This window comes from Amorphus sp. MBR-141 (genome assembly GCF_053628695.1).
Window position 1 is genome coordinate 71,967 of record NZ_JBRJGW010000020.1, and the last position, 20,579, is coordinate 92,545.

Sequence of the window (20,579 nt, forward strand, 5' to 3'; positions counted from 1 at the left end):
CTGACCATGAGATCCCCGGGGCCACCGTGCTTGCGGCACACCCCCAAATGGGATAGTCAAGCGTCGACAATCCACCCATCGCAAGGCGCCGTCTGCGTGCGGTGAATGGGCGATCGTGCCCTCCCGCACGGATCGGTCCGCCCTGCGATCTTGCCAAGATTGGGGTGTGCTTATGGCAGATGGGACTAATGCGAAACTGACGATCGGCGACGAGAGCTGGGACTTTCCCATGCACTCCGGCTCGGTCGGACCGGACGTCCTGGACATCCAGTCGCTTTACAAGCAAACGGGCCGATTCACGTACGATCCGGGCTTCACGTCCACTGCCGCGTGTGAATCGAAAATCACCTTCATCGACGGCGACAAAGGGGTTCTCCTCTACCGGGGATACCCGATCGATCAGCTGGCCGAGCACGGCGACTTTCTGGAAGCCTGCTACCTCCTCCTCTACGGCGACCTGCCGACGTCGGTCGAGAAGACCGACTTCGTCCAGCGCGTCACCTACCACACCATGATCCATGAGCAGATGAACCGGTTCTTCACCGGCTTCCGTCGCGATGCTCACCCGATGGCCGTCATGGTCGGCGTCGTCGGCGCCCTTGCCGCGTTCTATCACGACTCCACCGACATCACCGATCCGCAGCAGCGGATGATCGCCAGCCTTCGCATGATCGCGAAGATGCCGACGATCGCGGCGATGGCCTACAAGTACTCGATCGGTCAGCCGTTCGTGTATCCGCGCAATGACCTCGATTACTCTGCAAACTTCCTGCAGATGTGCTTCGGCGTTCCGTGCGAGGACTACAAGTTCAATCCCGTCCTGTCGCGGGCAATGGACCGGATCTTCATCCTGCATGCCGATCACGAGCAGAATGCGTCGACATCGACCGTTCGCCTCGCCGGCTCGTCGGGTGCCAATCCGTTCGCCTGCATCGCGGCCGGCATCGCCTGCCTCTGGGGCCCCGCACACGGCGGCGCCAACGAGGCGGCCCTCAACATGCTGCATGAGATCGGGTCCGTCGACCGGATCCCCGAGTTCATCGAACGGGCGAAGGACAAGAACGATCCGTTCCGCCTGATGGGCTTCGGCCACCGGGTCTACAAGAACTACGACCCGCGCGCCAAGATCATGCAGAAGACCTGCCACGAGGTGCTGTCCGAACTCGGGATCAAGGACGACCCCGCGCTCGACGTGGCGATGGAGCTCGAGAAGATCGCGCTGCACGACGACTATTTCGTCGAAAAGAAGCTGTACCCGAACATCGACTTCTATTCGGGCATCACGCTTCGGGCGCTCGGCTTCCCGACCACCATGTTCACCGTCCTGTTCGCCGTGGCGCGCACGGTCGGCTGGATCGCCCAGTGGAAGGAAATGGTCGAGGATCCGCATCAGAAGATCGGCCGGCCGCGCCAGCTCTACACCGGCGCCGACCACCGCGACTACGTGCCGATCACCCAGCGCAGCTGATCCGATCGCACGGCATTAAAAAGCCCGCGGGGAGCGATCTCCGCGGGCTTTTTTGTTTGCAGCACCAGGTTTCCGGCCGGACCGCCGTCTGTCAGCGTTTCGGGGGCGCCAGTGCCGGACGTCCAGACCGGGCGGCCTCGACCACGGTTGCGGCAGCCTTCTCGGACGGTAGCGCTCCATCGGACAGCCGCATCAGATCGTCGAGACGGGCAAAGGCGTCCAGCTGCCCGCGACGTTCGGGCGTATCCGACAGCAACGGAACCACGCTGTCGGCGAGTTTGTCCGGCGTCACATCCTCTTCCAGGAAATCCGGGATCGCGCGTTCTCCGAGGATGATGTTCGGGAGCACCATGGTCGTGTAGTTGACGAAACGCACGACACGGTTCACCCGGCGCAGGACGCGGGAGATCCCATCGAGCCTGTAGGCGACCGCCATGGGGATGCCCGACACAGCGAGTTCGAGGGTGACCGTCCCCGACGCCGCAAGCGCCGCCGTCGCCTCGCGAAACGCCAGCTGCTTGGCGGCCTTGCCGCGCACCACGGTCGGGCGGACCGGCCAGGTCGCCACCTCCGTCTCGATCCGATCGGCAAGATGGGAGACGGCCGGCAGGATGGCGCGGACCGGACCGATCCGCTCCTGGATCTCCGCAAGCGTCTCGCCGAACACCGGCAGCAGCTGCTTGATCTCGGACGAGCGGCTGCCGGGAAGAATCAGCAGCACCGGCTCGGCGACGGATGTGCCGGCATCGGAACCGACGTCGCCCGCAGGCAGAGTAAGCGTCTCCAGGATCGGATGACCCACATAGGTGGTCGGCGGCCCACCGAGGCGCGCGTGCACCTCCGGCTCGAATGGCAGCACCGCCATCAGGCGATCCACATAGGCGGCCATCGCCCGGGCCCGTCCCGGCCGCCAGATCCATACCGAAGGGCTGACATAGTCCACGATGGGGATCGAGGGATCACGCTTGCGCACCCGCCGCGCCACACGGTGGGTGAAGTCCGGCGCGTCGATGATGACGAGGACGTCCGGACGCGCGGCGACAACCTCAGATGCCGCCTGCTCGATGCGCGCGAGCAACTGCGGCAGGCGGCGAACGATCGCGTCGACCCCCATGACGGTGATGTCGGAAAAGGGAAACAGCGGCTCAAGGCCCTCGGCCTGCATCGCTTCCCCACCGACCCCGGCAAAGACGACACGGCCCTCGGTGTGCGCCCTCAGGGCCGCCATCAGCGCGCCACCCAGGTGATCCCCGCTCGCCTCGCCGGCAATCAGGAAGACGGTGAGGGGCCGCTGGAGGTCGATGGTCACGTGGCCGGTCCTTCGCCCGGCATGCCGACCAGGAACAGCCCGGCCCGGTCGGCCGCCGCGATCGTCTCGACGCGGTCCGCGATGATCGTCCGGCCGGCCTCGATGGCAATGCCGGAGAGCCGGGCGGCCGCGGCAGCGGCTACAGTAAGGGGACCGATGGCGGGGAGTTCCGTGCGCAGTTCCTGGCCGGGCTTGGCGCGCTTCACGAGCACGCCTCCGCGCTTGTCGGGCAATCGACCCGATCCCTTCAGGTCGGCGATCCGGGCGAGCATCCGATCGGTCCCCTCGGCCGCTTCCAGCGCGGCAATGCGCTTGTCGATGATGACTGCTGCTTGACCGACGTCGTAGGGTCCGAGCGCCGCCAGCGCACGCATGGCGAATTCGGCATCGGCCAGCACGGCGGCGTCGGGCCGGTGTCGGCCGAGGACTCCCTCACCGGCAAGCAGGCCCGGTGCGACCTCCCCAATTCCCCGCACGCGAAATCCCTCCGCCTCGATCAGTCCGAGCGCCCTGCGCACCACGGAGTCGTCGCCGCCGACGAGCGCCTGCAGGATGCGCGGCAGCCGACGGAACGTCCCCCCATCAAGCCTGAGCGCCTTGAAGTCCGGACGCCGCGTGATGGTCCCGACGATCACCACGTCGCGCGCGTTGCGGGAGGCAAAATGGTCGATCGCGCCGCCGATCTGGCCCCACCGAAAGCGAAGCACATCGGCACGGCTGAACACGGCATCGGCTTCGCCATCGATGCCCGCCAGAACGACCTGCCGCCCGGTAGCCTCGATCGCCTCCGCCACCTCGATCGGCAGCCGTCCACCTCCGGCAATGACGCCGACGGGGCCTTCTGGCGGCGCAGCCGCCGGATCGACCGCCGCGCCGTCGCTCAAAGGTGGCCCACGCCCCACGGCGTGCACAATGCGCGATCTCCGCCGCCGCGGATGAAATCGAGAATGAGCTCGACCAGCGGTTCGCCGCCGAACATGTTGGCGACGTCTTCCATCCGCTCGCGGTGCGTGCCCTCCTCGGAGAACAGATAGCGGTAGGCCTTGCGCAGCGTGTGGATCTGCTCCCGGTCGAAACCGCGACGCTTCAGACCCACGAGATTGAGGCCGACCAGCCGCGCACGATTGCCGAACACGTTGCCGAACGGGATGATGTCGTCCCCGACGCCACTCATCCCCGACAGGAACGCATGATCGCCGATGCGCACGAACTGGTGCACGCCGGATCCGCCGCCCATGATCACATGGTTGCCGACCTTCACATGCCCGCCGAGCATGACGTTGTTCGACAGGATGACGTTGTTTCCAAGCTGGCAGTCATGCGCGACATGACTGGCGACCATCAGGTAGCAATCGTCGCCGATCGAGGTGAGAAGGTGCCCCTTGGCCGTGCCGGGATTGATCGTCACCTGCTCGCGGATGATCACGTTCCGGCCCACCACGATGCGCGTCGGCTCCCCCTTGTAGGACAGGTCCTGAGGCGGCGAACCGAGGCTGGCGAACGGATAGATCTTCGTCCCGGATCCGATCTCGGTGTGGCCATCGAGGACCACGTGCGACCCGACCCAGACATTGTCGCCAAGCACGACTTCAGGCCCAACGATCGAATAGGCGCCGACCGACACATCGTTGCCGATCACCGCGCCATCTGAAACGATCGCGGTGGGATGGATACTCGCCATAAAACCTACTCGTCTATGATCATTGCCGAGATCTCGGCCTCGGCAACCCGGGTGTCACCGACCATTCCGACACCGGAAAACTTCCAGATATTCTGCCGGTTCTTGACCTTCTTGACGTGATACTCAAGCACGTCGCCTGGAACCACCGGCTTGCGAAACTTGGCCTTGTCGATGGTCATGAAGTAGACGATCTTCGGCTTGCTGTCGCTGCGTGCCGCGACGCAGAGCGCCCCCGCCGTCTGCGCCATTCCCTCAATGATCAGAACACCAGGCATCACCGGCTGACCGGGGAAATGTCCCTGAAAGTGCGGCTCGTTGTAGGTGACGTTCTTGATGCCGATGCCGGACTCGTCGCCATGCATGTCGACGATACGGTCGACCATGAGGAACGGGTACCGGTGTGGGAGCAACGAAAGAACGCGCATGATATCCGCGGTCTCAAGCGTCCCACCCTCACCCATTGCGTTCATTCAGACGCCTCCTCAAACTCGATCAATCTTGATCCTCGTCCGATCGAATGGCCGGACGTTTCCCTTTCGACAGCGCCAGCAGCGCCCGGTGGGACCGCATCCAGTCCCGGACCGGCCGCGCAGGACTGCCAATCCAGCGCTCGCCCGCCGGCACATCGTTGTTGACGGCACTGGTCCCGCCGATCTGCGCGCCCATGCCCAGCTTGATATGCTCGCCAACGGACGCCTTGCCGCCCAGCACGACGTAGTCTCCGAGTTCGGCGCTTCCGGAAATGCCGACCTGGCCAACGATCACGCAATGACGGCCGATCGTCACGTTGTGCCCAATCTGGACAAGGTTGTCTATTTTCGTGCCCTCGCCGATCGTCGTATCCCGCAAGGATCCGCGGTCGACCGTCGTGTTGGCACCGATCTCGACATCATCCTGAACCACGACCCGGCCGAGCTGCGGGATCTTCACATGCTTCGGCCCCATGGAATAGCCAAAGCCGTCCTGGCCAAGCCGCACTCCAGGATGGAGGATCACCCGGTTCCCCACCAGGCTGTGCTGGAGCGTCACTCCCGCGCCAATCCGGCAGTTCCGGCCGATACGGCACCCCCGCGCGATCACCGCGTTCGGGCCGACTACGGTCCCTGAGCCGATCTCGACATCCGGACCGACAACGGCACCGGCTTCCACCGTCACGCCATCCTCAAGCGTTGAGTCCGGATCGACATGTGCGCCGGGAGACACGCCTGAACGCGTCATCGGGGCGGCGGCAACGGCGTTCGGGAAGAGCCGCGCACCGACCTCGGCGAAACACCGGTAGGGGGCCGCGACGACAAGCGCGACCGCGCCTGCGGGCACGTGGGGCAGGTCCGCCTCACGGCAGAAGACGGATCCGGCCCGCGTCGACTCGAGCGCAGAGCGGTACTTCTTGGCATCGATGAAGGAGATGTCGTCGGGACCCGCGAGATCGAGTGGCGCAACGCCGGCCACATGCCGAGCCGGTGCGTCATCGGCCATGACCGCTCCGGTCAGGGCCACGATATCGGCGAGCAGGAGCGGCTCTGGAACGGGAAAGAAAACCGGCTCTGTCATGACAGCTGCGCACTCCCGGATCGACACGATTTCGGCCGGATCGGATCGATCGTCCGGTCTGAAGCGATGACACGCCAGCACAAGCCGGACTCCGCCTCGCGGATTTTGCGCATCGGTGGCAGACGATCGTGGCCACAAAGAACGATCGACCTGCATTCGGGCGAATGCAGGTCGATCAAATCAGCCCGTGGTCCGGAAGACGCTAGAAGCGCGTTCCGCCGCCGATGCGGAAGACCTGGGTCTTGTCGGCCTCGTTCTTCACAATCGGCCAGGCGAAGTCGGCACGGAGCGGACCGAGCGGGGACCGCCAGAGGATGCCGAAACCAGCCGACCAGCGAAGCTCGAAGTCGTCGGAGACCACGTCCACACCCGTCGGGACGGCATCGGGATCGACGCTCCAGAGCGAGCCGGCATCCGTGAAGACCGCACCGGAGAAGCCGATTTCCTCAGGGATGAGCGGCAGCGGGAAGCTCGCCTCGGCGGTACCGGCAACGTAGTAGCGGCCACCCAGCGAGTCACCCGTCGAGGCGTCCCGCGGACCGATACCCGACGTCTCGAAGCCGCGGATCACGGTTCCACCGACGAAGTACTGGTCCTGCAGCATGAGCCCGTCCTTCAGCGACTGGATCACGCCGCCCTGGGCCTTCAGGAAGCCGACGACACCCCAAGCCGGAACGACTTCCTTGTAGACGCTCGCCTCGCCGCTGGTCCGGCTGAAGTGCGTGTCACCACCGAGACCCGCAATTTCCTGCGTGAACTTGGCGTAGATGCCGTCACGCGGGAAGATCGAGTTGTCGAGCGTGTTGTAGATGATCGAGGCGCCGACCAGCGACGTGAGGGTGGTGCCCTGCGACTGGCAGACTGCCGCCGAGATGTTGGTCTGGTTGTCGAAGCAGTTCTGCTCGGTCGTGAAATCGGGGATATCGATCTCACGGTTGTAGATCCGGTAGAACGGCTGCAGCGTCGTGTCGTCGTTGACCGGGAAGCCGAAGCGGATCGCGCCGCCGGTCAGCACCTGGTCATACGACTGCGTGCTGTCGGCATCGTTCGTCCGATTGTAGACGTCGAACCCTGCCGCAATGCGCCGGCCGAGGAAGAACGGCTCGGTGAAGGAGAACTCGACGTTGGTCGTGTTCTCGCCACCGCCGACGAGGGCTTTCACGTACTGACCGCGGCCAAGGAAGTTGCGCTCCTCGATCGAGACGTCGCCGATGATGCCGTCGGACGTGGAGTAGCCGACGCCGAACGACACCTTGCCGGTCGGCTTCTCCTCGACGAACACGTTGACGATCACGCGATCGGGCGACGTGCCCTGCTCGCTGGTGATGCGAACGGTCTCGAAGAAGCCAAGATCGTTGAGCCGGCGCTCCGCCCGATCGATGAGGACGCGGTTGTAGGCATCGCCCTCCACGATATCGAACTCGCGGCGGATGACGTAGTCGCGGGTCGAAGTGTTGCCGACGATGTTGATCCGCTCGATGTAGGCGCGCGGCCCCTCGTCGATCTGGTAGTTGATCGAGATGGTGTGGTTCTCGAAATCGCGATCGCCACGCGGCCGGACCTGAGCGAACGCATATCCGCGCTTGGAGGCCTCGATCGTCAGGTTCTCGATGGACTTCTCGACCAGCTCGGAGCTGTACGTCTTGCCGGCGCGCGTATCGAGCGAACCGCGCAGCTGGTCCGGGTCGAGATCGCTGAGGGTCGTGTCGACCTCGATGTCACCGAACTTGTACTGCGGGCCCTCATCGAGCGTGTAGGTGATGAAGAAGGTGTTCCGCTCGCGGTCGAAGTCGGCGACCGAGGAGACGATGCGGAAATCGGCGTAGCCGTGGTTGTAGTAGAAGCGGCGCAGCAGTTCCTGGTCCGCCGCGAAGCGGTCCGGATCGTAGGTGTCGGTCGTCCGCAGCCAGCCCAGGAACCCGGACTGGCGGGTCTTGATGATGTCGCGGAGGCGGCCGTCGCTGAACGACTTGTTGCCGATGAAGGTGATGCGCGCGACCTGGGTCTTGCCACCCTCGTCGACCTCGAAGACGAGATCGACGCGGTTCTGCTGCAGATCGATCATCTGCGGCGTCACGCTGGCTTCATAGTTGCCGCGGCGCCGATAGGTCTCGAGGATGCGCTCGACGTCGCTCTGAACCCGGGCGCGGGTCAGCACGGAACGCGGCTTGGACTGCACGACGCCCTGGAGCGTCTCGTCGGAAAGGCCGCGGTTCCCTTCGAAGTTCACCCGATTGATGATCGGGTTCTCCTTCACGATCACGACGAGGGTCGAGCCGCGCTGGACGATCTGAACGTCCGCGAACAGGCCGGTCGCGAAGAGGGTCGCGATCGATTCGTCGATGTCGCTCGGGCCGAAATTCTGTCCGGGCTTGATGGTGAGATAGGCGCGAACGGTCTCAGGATCGACGCGGGTATTACCCTCGACCGAGATCGATCGCACGCTGGCAGCCTCTGCCGCGCTGGGCGCGACGAGCGAAGCCATGGGTACGGTGAGCGCCCCCATCACCGCAATTGCGAGGATGAAAACGAACTTACGGATCAAGTTGGAACAAGCGTGCATTGCGGGGGATTTGCCCTCTGGTGCTCCGCATCTTCCGCCGCCTGGCAGCGGCGTGCCTACGCGTCACAATCTAGCGATTGCCGTTGGTATTGCAGGGTTTTGGACCCGAGGCAACCCGACGGCAGAGGGCGCGACCACGAATCCGGGGGAACCGTGTCCCGGCAGCCACGCTCGTTAAGAATTGCGGGGTTTCCGGCCGTCCGTCGGGATGCAGGCGCGTTCCACGGAGGGGCCTTGGAGGGCCTCCAACGGGCAGGCGCCCCGCCCTCCCCGCACAGCATGCCCGGGAAGAGGCCCGGTGGTAGGGAATTCTTAAGCTTAAGATCCGATTCTGCCTGGTCGGGGTTGCCCTGAAGCGCTGGACGGGCCGGCGGGCGGCCCGTCGAATGCGGGAATCGGCGGTATCGACGCGCCGCACCGGGGCCTCTTCCGATCAGGAACCAGCGAGCTGGCGGATGTCGTTGAAGGTCGCAAAGATCATCAGCATCACCACCAGCGACAGTCCGATGCGGAATCCGATCTCCTGAGACCGCTCGCTGAGCGGTCGTCCCCGCACGGCCTCGATCCCGTAGAACACCAGATGGCCGCCATCGAGCATCGGAACCGGCAGCAGGTTGATGAGACCGATGGACACCGAGAGGATCGCCGCGAGATTGATCAACGCGACGATGCCGAGCGTTGCGACCTGACCTGAAACCTGAGCGACCCGGATTGGTCCGCCGAGCTGGTCGGCCGATTCGCGGCCTGAGATGATGCCACCCACATAGGTGCCGGTCCGCTCCACGATGAACCAGGTCTCCTGGACACCGGCGGCGAATGCCGAGGGCAACGAGTAGGTCTTGGTGCTGACGGCGGCCGCGTCAGCCGATCGGCTGATGCCGAGGACACCGACGCGGTGGGTGTTGCCGAAACCGTCCGACACTTCGCGGAACTCCGGCGTCGCGGTGAGGTCGACGGTGCCGGAGTCGCGTTCGACGGTGAACACCAGCGGCCGTTCGGCACTGCCGCTGACGGCCCGCTGAACATCGGAGAAGGCCTCGATCGCGTGCCCGTCGATGGCGACGATCACGTCGCCCGGTTCGAAGCCGGCGGCGGCGGCCGGCGAATCCGGCTGGACGCCATCGACCTGGGCCGCGGTGATCGGCCGGCCGAACGAAACGAACAGAACGGTGAAGATGACGATCGCCAGAATGAAATTGGCGACGGGCCCGGCCGCGACCACCGCAGCGCGCTGCCACAACGGCTTCAGATAGAAGCTCGAAGCCCGCTGCGCGGGCGTCATGTGCGCGATCGCCTCGTGGTCGGGAACGCTGGCCGCATTCTCGTCGCCTGCGAACTTCACGTAGCCGCCGAGCGGAACGGCGGCGACCCGCCAGCGCGTTCCATGACGGTCGGTGCGGCCGAAAAGCTCAGGCCCGAAGCCGACCGAAAAGGTCTCTACGGCCACGCCGCACCAGCGCGCGACCAGGAAATGACCGAGCTCGTGGAAGAAGACGACGATGGTCAGAACGAATAGGAACGGCAGGATATAGGACAGCGCCGTCCCGCCGAGACCACTGATGAACTCCATCGTCGCGCAACCCTTGTGGTTTTCCAGCGTGTCCGGGCGATCCCTTCGCCAACGAACGACGCATCATAGCAGAGAGGACGGCGCGAGCCTTGCGTGGCGATCGCGGGCACCCGCGGTCAGCCGCGAAGCGTCTCGCGTGCAAAGGCCACTTCAAGCCCCACCCGGCGTCCGTAGGCGTCAAGCACAGCGACATCATCGAGAGAAGCCGGTTCCGACAACATATGGTCACGCTCCGCCGCGTTGAGAACCCTCTCGACGGTGGCTGCGATGTCCAGGAAGCCGATGCGCTTCTCCAGAAACGCAGCAACCGCCACTTCGTTGGCCGCATTGAGGAGCGTCGGCGCCCCGTTTCCGCGGCGCATTGCCGCGATGGCGAGGGCCAGGCATTCGAAGCGCTCCACGTCGGGAGCCTCGAAGGTCAGGCTACCGATGGTGGCGAGATCGAGCCTCTCCACCGGCGTTGCGGCACGCGATGGCCAGTTGAGGCAGTTGGCGATCGGGGTCCGCATGTCGGGCATCCCCAGTTGCGCCAGGCAGGAGCCGTCGGAATATCGGACCATGCCGTGGATGATCGACTGCGGATGAACGACGACCGACAGCTGATCGTGGGTGATGGGAAACAGGTGAAACGCCTCGATGAGCTCGAGGCCCTTGTTCATCATCGTCGCCGAATCGATGGTGATTTTCGCGCCCATCGACCAGTTCGGGTGCTTCAGCGCCTGTTCGGGGCCGGCTGCAGCCATCTGTTCCTTCGTCCAGGTGCGGAACGGGCCGCCCGAAGCCGTCAGGATCACCTCTTCGACAGCGGAGGCCGCATGATCCTCGAACACCTGAAAGATGGCGTTATGCTCTGAATCGACAGGCAGGATCGTCGCCCCGGCGCGGCGCGCCTCGTCCATGACCAGCGTTCCGGCCGTGACGAGACACTCCTTGTTGGCGATGGCAACGCGGGTACCGGTGCGGATCGCCGCAACCGTCGGGGCGAGGCCCGCCGCACCGGAAATCGCCGCGATCACGATGTCGGCCGGCACCACGGCGAGATCGACGAGTGCCGCCTCCCCCGCAGCGGTCTCGATGCCCGACCCCGCGAGCGCCTCGGCGAGCGCTTCCCCGGCTGACGGATCGGCCACGACAACCCGCGGCGCCTTGTGCAGCCGGGCGAGTTCGGCAAGCGCTGCCGCGTTGCGGTTGGCGGCCAGGCCGACGATCTGGAAACGCTCGGGCGCGCGGCCGATGAGGTCCAGGGTCGCCAGGCCGATGGAGCCGGTCGCACCGAGGACCACGACGCGCAAGGGACTGGCGTTCGAAGCCGTCATCCCGCGCTCCCCATCGCGACCAGCAGACCGGACGCGATGTCGTGTCCGTTGCCGGCGATGAAGCCCATGACGACCGCAACCATGCCGGCGGCCAGGAGCCCGTCTACCCGGTCCATGAGGCCGCCATGCCCGGGAATGAGCTTACCGGCGTCCTTGATCCCGAACTTGCGCTTGGCCGCCGATTCCAGCAGGTCGCCGAGAATCGCCACGACCGAAAGAAACAGCGCGACGACGACCGTCGCCGTCACCACCGGGACACCGAGCCAGACGAACACCATCGCGCCCGCACACCCGCCGGCCATCAGGCCGCCGATCGTTCCGGACCACGTCTTCTTCGGCGACACTTTCGGCCAGAGCTTTGGCCCGCCGAGACTGCGGCCAACGAAGTAGGCAAACACGTCGGTGGACCAGGCGACCAGGAACACGACGAGCACGGCGACCAGACCGTGGGCCTCGGCACGCAGGCCGATGAAGGCGAGTGTGCCGAGACCGATGTAGGCGAGCCCTGCTGCAATCCAGCCGCGCGCGCCCCTCACGGGCGGGCGGGAGCCGGCCGTCTTCGAGACCGACGCGGAGGACAGAACCATTGCGAGGCCAAGCACCCCAAGGGCCGGAACCGCTCCCGCCGCGTACATCGCGAGGCAGGCCGCGACCAGTCCGCCCGCCGCGAGGCCAAAAGAAAGCGTCCGAATCGGCACATCGACCATGCGAAACCACTCGACCATGACGACGAGGCCCAGCGCCGCCACGGCGGCGAGGAAGGTCGCGCCGCCGATCCAGGCGAGCACCAGGGCGGCCGGGCCGAGAACGATTGCCGACACAGTGCGCTGCATCAAGTCTGCGTTCCGCCGGGATCCTGGTTGCAATTTGCTCGCCACGGGGGCTTTCACCGTCACCCGCCGGTCATACCGGCGGCAATTCCCCCGAACCGACGGTCGCGGCTGTAGAACTCCTCGAAAGCCGCCTCCAGCGCGGCCTCGTCGAAGTCAGGCCAATGCGCGGGCACGAACACGAACTCCGAATAGGCTGCCTGCCACATGGTGAAGTTCGACAGGCGGTTCTCGCCACTGGTGCGGATGATCAGATCCGGGTCGGGAATGCCGGCGGTGTCGAGGCGCGACGCCAGCATCTCCTCGTCGATGTCCGCGGGGTCCAGTTCGCCCGCCTTGACCCGCTCGGCGAGCGACTGGCAGGCGCGCACGATTTCGTCGCGGCCGCCATAGTTGAAGGCGACCAGCAGCGTCAGGCCCGTGTTGGCGCGGGTGGTGTCTTCGGCCTTGCGCAGAAGCGCATTGATCTCTGCTGACAGGTCGTCGCGACGTCCGATCGGGCGAACGCGCACATTGGCCTCATGGAGCTCGATCAGATCCTGTTCGATGAAGCGACGGAGAAGACCGATGAGGCTGGCCACCTCTTGCGCCGGCCGCGACCAGTTTTCCGACGAAAAGGAGAAAACGGTCAGATAGCCAACGCCGAGCTTCGCGGCATGCCGCACGGTTCGCCGCAGCGACTCCACGCCCTTGCGATGCCCGGCGGCGCGCGGCAGGCCGTGCGCCTTCGCCCACCGGCCGTTGCCATCCATGATGATGGCAACGTGAGCCGGTACGCGCGGGTCGCCTGCCGTGGGAAGCGGGCGTGCCGACACTTCTCCAAGGACGGACATCAATGCGGCCTCGCTGGCTGACGGGCGCAAGTCGAAGGCGGCGCCTAGACCTGCGTGATTTCCTGTTCTTTCTGACCCAGGATCTGGTCGATCTCGGCGACGGTCGCGTCTGTCAGTTTCTGCACGCTGTCGGACATGGACCGGCTGTCATCCTGGCTGATCTCGCCGTCCTTCTCCAGGACCTTGAGATCTTCCATGCCGTCGCGGCGAACGTGACGCACGGCGATCTTCGCCTGCTCTGCGTACTTGTGCGCAACCTTGACGAGTTCGGCGCGTCGCTCGGCGTTCAACTCCGGAATCGGAATGCGCATCAGTGCGCCCTCGACCACCGGATTGAGCCCGAGGGACGACTCGCGGATCGCGCGTTCAACGGCCGGCGCCGTGGATCGATCCCAGACCTGAACCGAAATCATGCGCGATTCCGGCACGGTGATGGTCGCCACCTGATTCAGCGGCATCCTGCTGCCGTATATCTCGACCGTCACCGGATCGAGCATGGAGCTCGATGCGCGGCCCGTACGCAGGCCGGCGAGATCGTGCTTCAGAGAACTGAGCGCGCCTTGCATACGGCGTTTCAGATCGTCCAAATCGAACGCGGTCTTTGCCATTCTATCCTCTTATCGGCTTGGATGCTGGAGAGGCCACGGCATCAGCCGGCGGTCCCCTCATCCACCGTCACCAGCGTCGAGCGCCCGCCGCCGCGGGCCACGGCAACGAATTCCCCAGGCTCTCCGATGGAAAACACGATTACCGGAATCCGGTTATCGCGAGCAAGGGCAATGGCCGTCGCGTCCATCACCGAAAGTCCGCGGGAAAGCACTTCCTGGTGGGTCAACTGCTCGTAGCGCGTCGCCGTCGGGTCGGTCTTCGGGTCCGCACTGTAAACGCCATCCACCTGCGTGCCCTTCAACACCACGTCGCAGCCCATCTCGGTGGCCCGCAGCACCGCGCCCGTATCCGTCGTGAAGAACGGGTTGCCGGTGCCGCCGGCGAACAGGACGACGCGACCGGCCTGGAAGTGCGCGAGCGCCACCCGTTGGGTAAATGTCTCGCAGACGGTCGGAACGGGCAACGCCGACATGACCCGGGCGGGCACGCCACGCGCCGACAGCGCCGCATTCAGCGCAAGGGCGTTCATGACCGTGGCGAGCATGCCCATGTGATCGGCGCTCACGCGGTCTATGCCCGTCGCGGAGATCTGTGCCCCGCGGACGAAGTTGCCGCCGCCGACGACCACGCCGACCTGGCCACCCAGTGCCACGACCTCACCGATTTCATCGGCGATGCGCCCCACCGTGGCCGGCGCGATACCGAACCCTTCCGCACCGGTCAGCGCCTCGCCGGACAGTTTCAGGAGGACGCGGCGCCAGCGGAGGTCGGTGGGCATGGAGGATGGCCTGTCTGAATTGAAGCAGTCGGATCGAACCGACCAGCGTCCGTAAACGAGGGTCGGTCGCACTCTCTAGAGCATCTTGCACCGAGATGGAAACGCCGCGGCGCGGACGTTCTCCACTTTTCCCAATGCGCGGGGGCGAGACTGCGGGCTGCCCCGGCCTCCCGGCCATTCCCGAAAAAGGGCCGCTCCCGGCACCTACCCAAACGGGGCATTCACGCGGGATGGGGCACCAACGTGCCCGCATTGCAGACAAGAAAACGCCCGGGACGTCGGTCCCGGGCGCGATGTCGTCAGATCAGTTGCCAGCCGCTGCCGCGACCTCGGCGGCGAAGTCGGAGGTCTCTCTCTCGATCCCTTCGCCGAGGGCGAAGCGGACGAAAGCGATGAGCTTGATGGGCGCCCCGGCTTCAGCCGCGGCCGCCTCGACCGCCTGTTCGACGGTCTTGTCAGGATCGACGACGAAGGCCTGCTTCAACAGTGCGACTTCCTCGTAGAACTTGCGCAGGCGGCCTTCGACCATCTTCTCGATGATGTTCTCCGGCTTGCCGGACTGACGGGCCTGGTCGGAATAGACCGAGCGCTCACGCTCGATGACCGCCGGGTCGATCTCGTCCGGAGTGACGCCGAGCGGATTCACCGCTGCGACATGCATGGCGATCTTGCGGCCGAGGTCGTTGAGCACTTCGGCCTTGCCGGCGGACTCGAGTGCCACCATCACGCCAAGCTTGCCAAGGCCTTCGGCGACGGCGTTGTGCATGTAGGTCGCCACGACGCCCTCGGAAACGGAGAGGACCGCCACGCGACGCAGCGCCATGTTCTCACCGATCGTCGCGATCGCCTCGGTGATCTCCTCGCCGACCGTGCGACCCGTTCCCGGGAACGCGGCATTGAGCAGCGCATCGCGGTCGCCGGCGCTGGCGAGCGCCTCCGTAGCAATCGTCGAGACGATCTTCTGGAACTGCTCGTTGCGCGCCACGAAATCGGTCTCGGAGTTGACCTCCACAAGCGCCGCGGACTTGTCGCCCTGTGCGGCACCGACAAGGCCTTCCGCAGCAACGCGATCGGCCTTCTTGGCGGCCTTGGAAAGACCCTTCTTGCGCAGCCAGTCGATGGCGACTTCCATGTCACCGTCGGTTTCGGTCAGCGCCCGCTTGCAGTCCATCATGCCTGCGCCGGTCTTCTCGCGGAGCTCTTTGACCTGCTGAGCTGAAATGCTCATCACTGTCCTCGCTTGAGTTGTTGCTTGTCGCTGCGGCCGCAGTCGGGCGGAACCGTCGGCTCACCGATGGTCGACCCGGCCAGACACCGTCCGGCTGTCGCGGGCGCGATCTAAATGCGCGATCGGTGCCCGGAAGTCGAGAACCGATCGCCGCGGTGAAGGTAGTGCGCTGTCGGAGCGCGGTTGGCACCGCGCCCCGTTGCGGAGAGATCTGAATCGATCACGTCTTGTGAGATCAGGTCGATCGGACCTGATCTCATCGTAATTTAGGACTTCGGAGCTTCGGCCGGAGCCTCTTCGGCGGCAGCCGCTTCCGGTGCCGCAGCCTCGGCTTCGGCTTCGGCCGGAGCGAACTGGGTCAGGTCCTCGACCGCAACTTCCTCAGGACCGGTGTCGGCCACCGGGGTCTCCAGATCCGTCTCCTCGTAAGGAGCTTCCTGGGCGCCGAGGTCCGTGCCAACCGAGCCCTGGGCTCGCGACAGGCCATCGATGGCGGCGCGGGCGATGAGGTCGCAGTACAGCGTGACTGCACGCGCGGCGTCGTCGTTGCCCGGCACCGGATAGGTGATGCCGTCGGGATCGCAGTTGGAATCGACGATGGCCGCAACCGGAATACCGAGACGACGGGCTTCCTGCACCGCAATCGCTTCACGGTTGGTGTCGATCACGAACACCAGGTCGGGAACGCCGCCCATGTCCTTGATGCCGCCGAGGTTGCGCTCAAGCTTCTCGCGCTCACGGTCGAGGAACAGGCGTTCCTTCTTGGTGAGGCCGTGCGGGTCGTTGGCGACGGTGTCTTCGAGCTTGCGCAGCCGCTGGATCGAAACCGAAATGGTCTTCCAGTTGGTGAGCATGCCGCCGAGCCAGCGGGCGTTCACGAAATACTGGGCCGACCGGCGCGCCGATTCGGCAACCGATTCCTGGGCGGCACGCTTGGTGCCGACCATCAGGACGCGTCCGCCGCCGGCGACGGTGTCGGACACCGCCTTCAGCGCCTGGTCGAGCAGCGGCACGGTCTGCGCCAGGTCGATGATGTGAATGTTGTTACGGGCGCCGAAGATGTACGGGCCCATTTTCGGGTTCCAGCGGTGGGTCTGGTGGCCGAAGTGAACGCCTGCTTCCAGGAGCTGACGCATAGTGAAATTGGGCAGAGCCATGGCTTGCCACTCCTTGTCGATCCGGTTTGGCCTCCGCGGGGTATGCCGCCGGCGGATCTAGCCGTGCGACACCGGATCCTCACGACGCCTGTGTGGGCGCCCTGTGGTTATCCCCGCGTGTGGAATAGGCGCGATATACGGCGTCGGACCCGGCTGTGCAAGCCGTTCCGGCACCGAGAGGCCCCAGCCCTCAGGCGAACTCGACCTGAACCACGCCCGGAAGCTGCTTCAGCGCACTCGCGACCGGCGGCGTCACCTGGTAGCGGCCGGGAAGTTTCACCTCCACCTCCTGCTTGCCGCCGTCGACCAGCAGCACCAGCGACACGTCCGCGTCGCCCTTCTTCGGGAGGTGGCGCGACAGGCTCTCGATCGGGCCTGCATCGCGCAGGAACACCCTGAGCGAGCGCTTGAGCCGGAGGGCCGCCTCGTCGAGCGGCTCGACCGACTGGATGCGGGCCGAGACCCCCTCCTCCCGCTCTTCCGCGTGCACCATCAGGATCACCGACTGGCCCGGCTCCAGAAGATCGCGGAACTGGGCGAGGCCGTCGGAAAAGATCACCGCCTCGTACTGGCCGGTCGGATCCGACATGCGGACGATGCCCATGCGGTTGCCCGACCTGGTGCGTCGCTCCTGCCGCTGGGTCACGGTGCCCACCAGGCGACCTGCCGTGGCACCGCGCTTCACCGCCTCAACGAAGGTCGACCACATCTGCACGCGCATGCGCTCGAGCACCTGACGGTAGTCGTCGAGCGGATGGGCGGAGAGATAGAAGCCGATCGCCGCGTACTCGCGCTGCAGCGTCTCCGCCGGCGCCCAGTTCAGGATGTCGGGAAGTTCGACCGGCTGGGGCTCGCCGCCGAAGAAGTCGTTCTGGCCCGAAGCGATGCCGTCGGCGTTGCGGTGGGCGATGCCGAGCACCCGGTCGAGGCCTTCCATCAGGCGCGCCCGGTTGCGCTCCAGCTTGTCGAAAGCCCCCGCTGCGACCAGACATTCCAGGCCGCGCTTGTTGGCGACCCGCGGATTGATCCGGTGGGCGAAGTCGGTGATGTCGCGGAACGGGCGCTCCCTGCGCAGCGACACGACATGCTCGACCAACGGCCGGCCGACGCCCTTGATGGCATTCAACGCGTAGACGATGGCGCCCTTCTCCACCGAGAACATGGCGTCGGACTGGTTCACCGAGGGCGGCAGCACCGAAATGTCCAGACGCATCGCCTCGCGGCGGAAGTCCGACAGCTTGTCGGTGTTGCCCATGTCGAGGGTCATCGATGCGGCCATGAACTCGACCGGATAGTTCGCCTTCAGCCAGGCCGTCTGATAGGCGACCAGTGCGTAGGCGGCGGCGTGGGACTTGTTGAAGCCGTAGTTGGCGAACTTGGCCACCAGATCGAAGATCGTCGACGCATCCGACTTCTTGACGTCCTGGGCAACCGCGCCGTCGACAAACCGCTCGCGCTGCACATCCATCTCGGCCTTGATCTTCTTGCCCATGGCGCGGCGCAGAAGGTCGGCGTCGCCGAGCGAGTAGCCGGACAGGACCTGAGCGATCTGCATCACCTGCTCCTGGTAGATGATGATCCCGTAGGTCTCCTTCAGGATCGGCTCGAGCAGCGGGTGCAGATAGTCCGGCGTCTCCTCGCCGTGCTTGCGCCGGTTGTAGCTCGGGATGTTGTCCATCGGACCCGGACGGTAGAGCGCCACGATGGCAATCAGGTCCTCGAAGCGGTCCGGCCGCATGCCGATCAGCGCCTTGCGCATGCCGGCGCTTTCCAGCTGGAAGACGCCGACGGTTTCGCCGCGAGCCAGCATCTCATAGGTCGGTGCGTCGTCCAGCGGCAGCGATTCCAGATCGATCTTGATGTCGCGCTGGGCAATGAGCTTCACCGCCTGATCGATCACCGTCAGCGTCTTCAGGCCCAGGAAGTCGAACTTCACCAGCCCCGCCTGCTCGACCCATTTCATGTTGAACTGGGTGACGGGCATGTCCGAGCGTGGGTCCCGGTACATCGGCACCAGTTCGTCGAGACGACGATCACCGATCACGATGCCGGCGGCGTGGGTCGACGCGTGGCGGTAGAGGCCCTCCAGCTTCATCCCGATCCGGAGAAGGGTCGCGATGATCGGTTCCTCGTCACGCGCCTCCTGCAGCTTGGGTTCGCCGTCGACCGCTTCCTTCAAGGTGACCGGGTTCGCGGGATTGGCGGGCACCAGCTTGCACAGCTTGTCGACCTGGCCATAGGGCAGTTCGAGCACGCGCCCGACGTCGCGCAGCACGGCGCGCGCCTGCAGCGACCCGAAGGTGATGATCTGGCCGACCTGGTCGTGGCCGTATTTCGACTGGACGTAGGAGATGACCTCCTCGCGCCGGTCCTGGCAGAAATCGATGTCGAAGTCGGGCATCGACACGCGTTCGGGGTTGAGGAAGCGCTCGAACAGCAGGCCGAAGCGGAGCGGATCGAGGTCGGTGATGGTCAGCGCGTAGGCCACCAGGGAGCCGGCGCCCGAGCCGCGGCCGGGACCGACAGGAATGTCCTGGGCTTTTCCCCACTGGATGAAGTCCGCAACGATCAGGAAGTAGCCGGGAAAGCGCATCGACACGATGACGTCGAGCTCGTAGGCAAGCCGCTTGGCGTAGTCGTCCTCGCTCATGCCGGGCGCCGGCCCGTGGGCGGCCAGCCGCGCCACCAGCCCGGCCTCCGCCTTCTGCTTCAGCGCGACGGCCTCGGCGGCCTCCGCCTCGGCGGCATCGACGTTGTCGTCGGTGGCAAAGCGCGGCAGGATCGGCTGGTGCTTGAGCGGGCGGTGGTGACAGCGCCGGGCGATCTCCACCGTAGAGGCAAGGGCCTCCGGCAGATCGGAGAACAGCTGCGCCATCTCCTTTCGGCTCTTGAAGTAGTGCTCCGGCGTCAGCCGGCGCCGGTCCTCCTCGTTGAGCCGCCGGCCTTCCGCGATGCAGATCAGGGCATCGTGCGCCTCGAAGTCGTCGCGGGCCGGGTAGAAGACTTCGTTCGTGGCGACCAGCGGCACCCCGGTGGCGTAGGCGAAGTCGATGAAGATCGGCTCGCAGAGCGCCTCGTCGGGCAGGTTGTGGCGCTGCAGCTCGCAATAGAAGCGGTCGCCGAACGTCTGCGCCAGCCAGTCGAACCGCCGCTGCGCCAGCGCCTCTGTACCGCGCACGATGGCCTGGCCGACGGGCCCTGCTACGCCGCCCGAAAGGCAGATCAGTCCGTCCGCGTGGTCGGCGAGAGTGTCGGCCGGAACATGCGGCCGGGTGCCGGGAACGGGATCCAGATGCGACCGGCTGACCAGCTTCACCAGATTCGCATAGCCCGCGGCGGTCGCGGCAATGAGCACCAGCGTCGGCATCGTCTGGTCGGCTTGCCGGCGTGCGTTGTCATCCTCTGGAAAGGCGACGGCCACCTGGCAGCCGACGATCGGCTGGATGCCTTCGCCGACCGCCTTCTCGGAAAATTCAAGCGCCCCGAACAGGTTGCCGGAGTCCGTAACGGCAACGGCCGGCTGCTTGTCGGCCTTGGCGAGCTTCACCAGGTCCTTGATGTGCAAGGCGCCTTCGAGAAGCGAAAACGCGGAATGCACCCGCAGATGGACGAAGCCGGGGCCGGCGTCGATTGCGCTCATGGTTCCTCGTGACCTGCCGCACCCGTGCGGCCGAGGTTCGAGCGAA

General features: G+C 65.6%; 16 protein-coding genes. 1 reads left to right on the forward strand and 15 read right to left on the reverse strand.

What is annotated here, in order from left to right; all coding sequences use genetic code 11:
- Positions 1-172 precede the first annotated feature (172 nt).
- Positions 173-1,468 carry a citrate synthase gene (gene gltA, locus ACSSVZ_RS22240; protein ID WP_453972968.1) on the forward strand — a complete coding sequence of 432 codons (1,296 nt, stop codon included), beginning with the start codon at positions 173-175 and terminating at the stop codon, positions 1,466-1,468.
- Positions 1,469-1,559: 91 nt separating this feature from the next.
- Here the strand turns inward: gltA and lpxB are convergent, their stop codons facing one another.
- The 15 genes from lpxB to dnaE all read right to left on the reverse strand — a co-directional run bounded on the left by lpxB (position 1,560) and on the right by dnaE (position 20,533).
- Complete coding sequence (gene lpxB, locus ACSSVZ_RS22245) at positions 1,560-2,777, reverse strand: lipid-A-disaccharide synthase (RefSeq protein WP_453972970.1); 1,218 nt, start codon at positions 2,775-2,777, stop codon at positions 1,560-1,562.
- Positions 2,774-3,661 (reverse strand): LpxI family protein, encoded by an 888-nt coding sequence (locus ACSSVZ_RS22250; RefSeq protein ID WP_453972971.1) that lies wholly within the window; start codon positions 3,659-3,661, stop codon positions 2,774-2,776. The genes lpxB and ACSSVZ_RS22250 overlap by 4 nt, the downstream gene beginning before the upstream one ends.
- Positions 3,658-4,458, reverse strand: coding sequence for an acyl-ACP--UDP-N-acetylglucosamine O-acyltransferase (lpxA, locus tag ACSSVZ_RS22255; protein WP_453972972.1), 801 nt, complete (start codon positions 4,456-4,458; stop codon positions 3,658-3,660). Before lpxA ends, ACSSVZ_RS22250 begins: the two co-directional genes overlap by 4 nt.
- A 5-nt stretch (positions 4,459-4,463) precedes the next feature.
- Entirely contained in the window at positions 4,464-4,928 is a 465-nt protein-coding gene (gene fabZ, locus ACSSVZ_RS22260; protein ID WP_453972973.1) for a 3-hydroxyacyl-ACP dehydratase FabZ, read from the reverse strand.
- A gap of 22 nt (positions 4,929-4,950) precedes the next feature.
- On the reverse strand, positions 4,951-6,009 hold the full coding sequence (gene lpxD, locus ACSSVZ_RS22265) for a UDP-3-O-(3-hydroxymyristoyl)glucosamine N-acyltransferase (protein WP_453972974.1): 1,059 nt from the start codon (positions 6,007-6,009) through the stop codon (positions 4,951-4,953).
- 202 nt (positions 6,010-6,211) lie between these two features.
- The gene (gene bamA / locus ACSSVZ_RS22270; RefSeq protein WP_453972976.1) at positions 6,212-8,452 is read right to left on the reverse strand and encodes an outer membrane protein assembly factor BamA; all 2,241 of its coding nucleotides are present in this window, start codon (positions 8,450-8,452) and stop codon (positions 6,212-6,214) included.
- Between the two features lie 553 nt (positions 8,453-9,005).
- Positions 9,006-10,142, reverse strand: coding sequence for an RIP metalloprotease RseP (gene rseP, locus ACSSVZ_RS22275; protein ID WP_453972977.1), 1,137 nt, complete (start codon positions 10,140-10,142; stop codon positions 9,006-9,008).
- 116 nt (positions 10,143-10,258) lie between these two features.
- Positions 10,259-11,458 carry a 1-deoxy-D-xylulose-5-phosphate reductoisomerase gene (locus ACSSVZ_RS22280; protein ID WP_453972978.1) on the reverse strand — a complete coding sequence of 400 codons (1,200 nt, stop codon included), beginning with the start codon at positions 11,456-11,458 and terminating at the stop codon, positions 10,259-10,261.
- Complete coding sequence (locus ACSSVZ_RS22285) at positions 11,455-12,354, reverse strand: phosphatidate cytidylyltransferase (protein ID WP_453972979.1); 900 nt, start codon at positions 12,352-12,354, stop codon at positions 11,455-11,457. Before ACSSVZ_RS22285 ends, ACSSVZ_RS22280 begins: the two co-directional genes overlap by 4 nt.
- The gene (locus ACSSVZ_RS22290) at positions 12,351-13,121 is read right to left on the reverse strand and encodes an isoprenyl transferase (protein ID WP_453972980.1); all 771 of its coding nucleotides are present in this window, start codon (positions 13,119-13,121) and stop codon (positions 12,351-12,353) included. Before ACSSVZ_RS22290 ends, ACSSVZ_RS22285 begins: the two co-directional genes overlap by 4 nt.
- A gap of 44 nt (positions 13,122-13,165) precedes the next feature.
- On the reverse strand, positions 13,166-13,729 hold the full coding sequence (frr, locus tag ACSSVZ_RS22295; protein WP_453972981.1) for a ribosome recycling factor: 564 nt from the start codon (positions 13,727-13,729) through the stop codon (positions 13,166-13,168).
- Positions 13,730-13,770: 41 nt separating this feature from the next.
- Complete coding sequence (gene pyrH / locus ACSSVZ_RS22300) at positions 13,771-14,508, reverse strand: UMP kinase (RefSeq protein ID WP_453972982.1); 738 nt, start codon at positions 14,506-14,508, stop codon at positions 13,771-13,773.
- 304 nt (positions 14,509-14,812) lie between these two features.
- Positions 14,813-15,736, reverse strand: a complete 924-nt coding sequence (tsf, locus tag ACSSVZ_RS22305; RefSeq protein WP_453972983.1) for a translation elongation factor Ts — start codon at positions 15,734-15,736, stop codon at positions 14,813-14,815.
- A 266-nt stretch (positions 15,737-16,002) separates the two neighbouring features.
- Positions 16,003-16,893, reverse strand: coding sequence for a 30S ribosomal protein S2 (gene rpsB, locus ACSSVZ_RS22310; protein ID WP_453972984.1), 891 nt, complete (start codon positions 16,891-16,893; stop codon positions 16,003-16,005).
- Positions 16,894-17,083: 190 nt separating this feature from the next.
- Positions 17,084-20,533, reverse strand: a complete 3,450-nt coding sequence (dnaE, locus tag ACSSVZ_RS22315; RefSeq protein WP_453972985.1) for a DNA polymerase III subunit alpha — start codon at positions 20,531-20,533, stop codon at positions 17,084-17,086.
- Positions 20,534-20,579: the final 46 nt, after the last annotated feature.

Excerpts from the sequence above, each read along its gene's own strand:
- tsf (WP_453972983.1), bottom strand. The coding sequence starts at position 15,736 with ATGAGCATTTCAGCTCAGCAGGTCAAAGAGCTCCGCGAGAAGACCGGC.
- rseP (WP_453972977.1), bottom strand. The coding sequence starts at position 10,142 with ATGGAGTTCATCAGTGGTCTCGGCGGGACGGCGCTGTCCTATATCCTG.
- frr (WP_453972981.1), bottom strand. The coding sequence starts at position 13,729 with ATGGCAAAGACCGCGTTCGATTTGGACGATCTGAAACGCCGTATGCAA.
- ACSSVZ_RS22280 (WP_453972978.1), bottom strand. The coding sequence starts at position 11,458 with ATGACGGCTTCGAACGCCAGTCCCTTGCGCGTCGTGGTCCTCGGTGCG.
- lpxA (WP_453972972.1), bottom strand. The coding sequence starts at position 4,458 with ATGGCGAGTATCCATCCCACCGCGATCGTTTCAGATGGCGCGGTGATC.
- fabZ (WP_453972973.1), bottom strand. The coding sequence starts at position 4,928 with ATGAACGCAATGGGTGAGGGTGGGACGCTTGAGACCGCGGATATCATG.
- dnaE (WP_453972985.1), bottom strand. The coding sequence starts at position 20,533 with ATGAGCGCAATCGACGCCGGCCCCGGCTTCGTCCATCTGCGGGTGCAT.
- pyrH (WP_453972982.1), bottom strand. The coding sequence starts at position 14,508 with ATGCCCACCGACCTCCGCTGGCGCCGCGTCCTCCTGAAACTGTCCGGC.
- lpxD (WP_453972974.1), bottom strand. The coding sequence starts at position 6,009 with ATGACAGAGCCGGTTTTCTTTCCCGTTCCAGAGCCGCTCCTGCTCGCC.
- rpsB (WP_453972984.1), bottom strand. The coding sequence starts at position 16,893 with ATGGCTCTGCCCAATTTCACTATGCGTCAGCTCCTGGAAGCAGGCGTT.
- gltA (WP_453972968.1), top strand. The coding sequence starts at position 173 with ATGGCAGATGGGACTAATGCGAAACTGACGATCGGCGACGAGAGCTGG.
- ACSSVZ_RS22290 (WP_453972980.1), bottom strand. The coding sequence starts at position 13,121 with ATGTCCGTCCTTGGAGAAGTGTCGGCACGCCCGCTTCCCACGGCAGGC.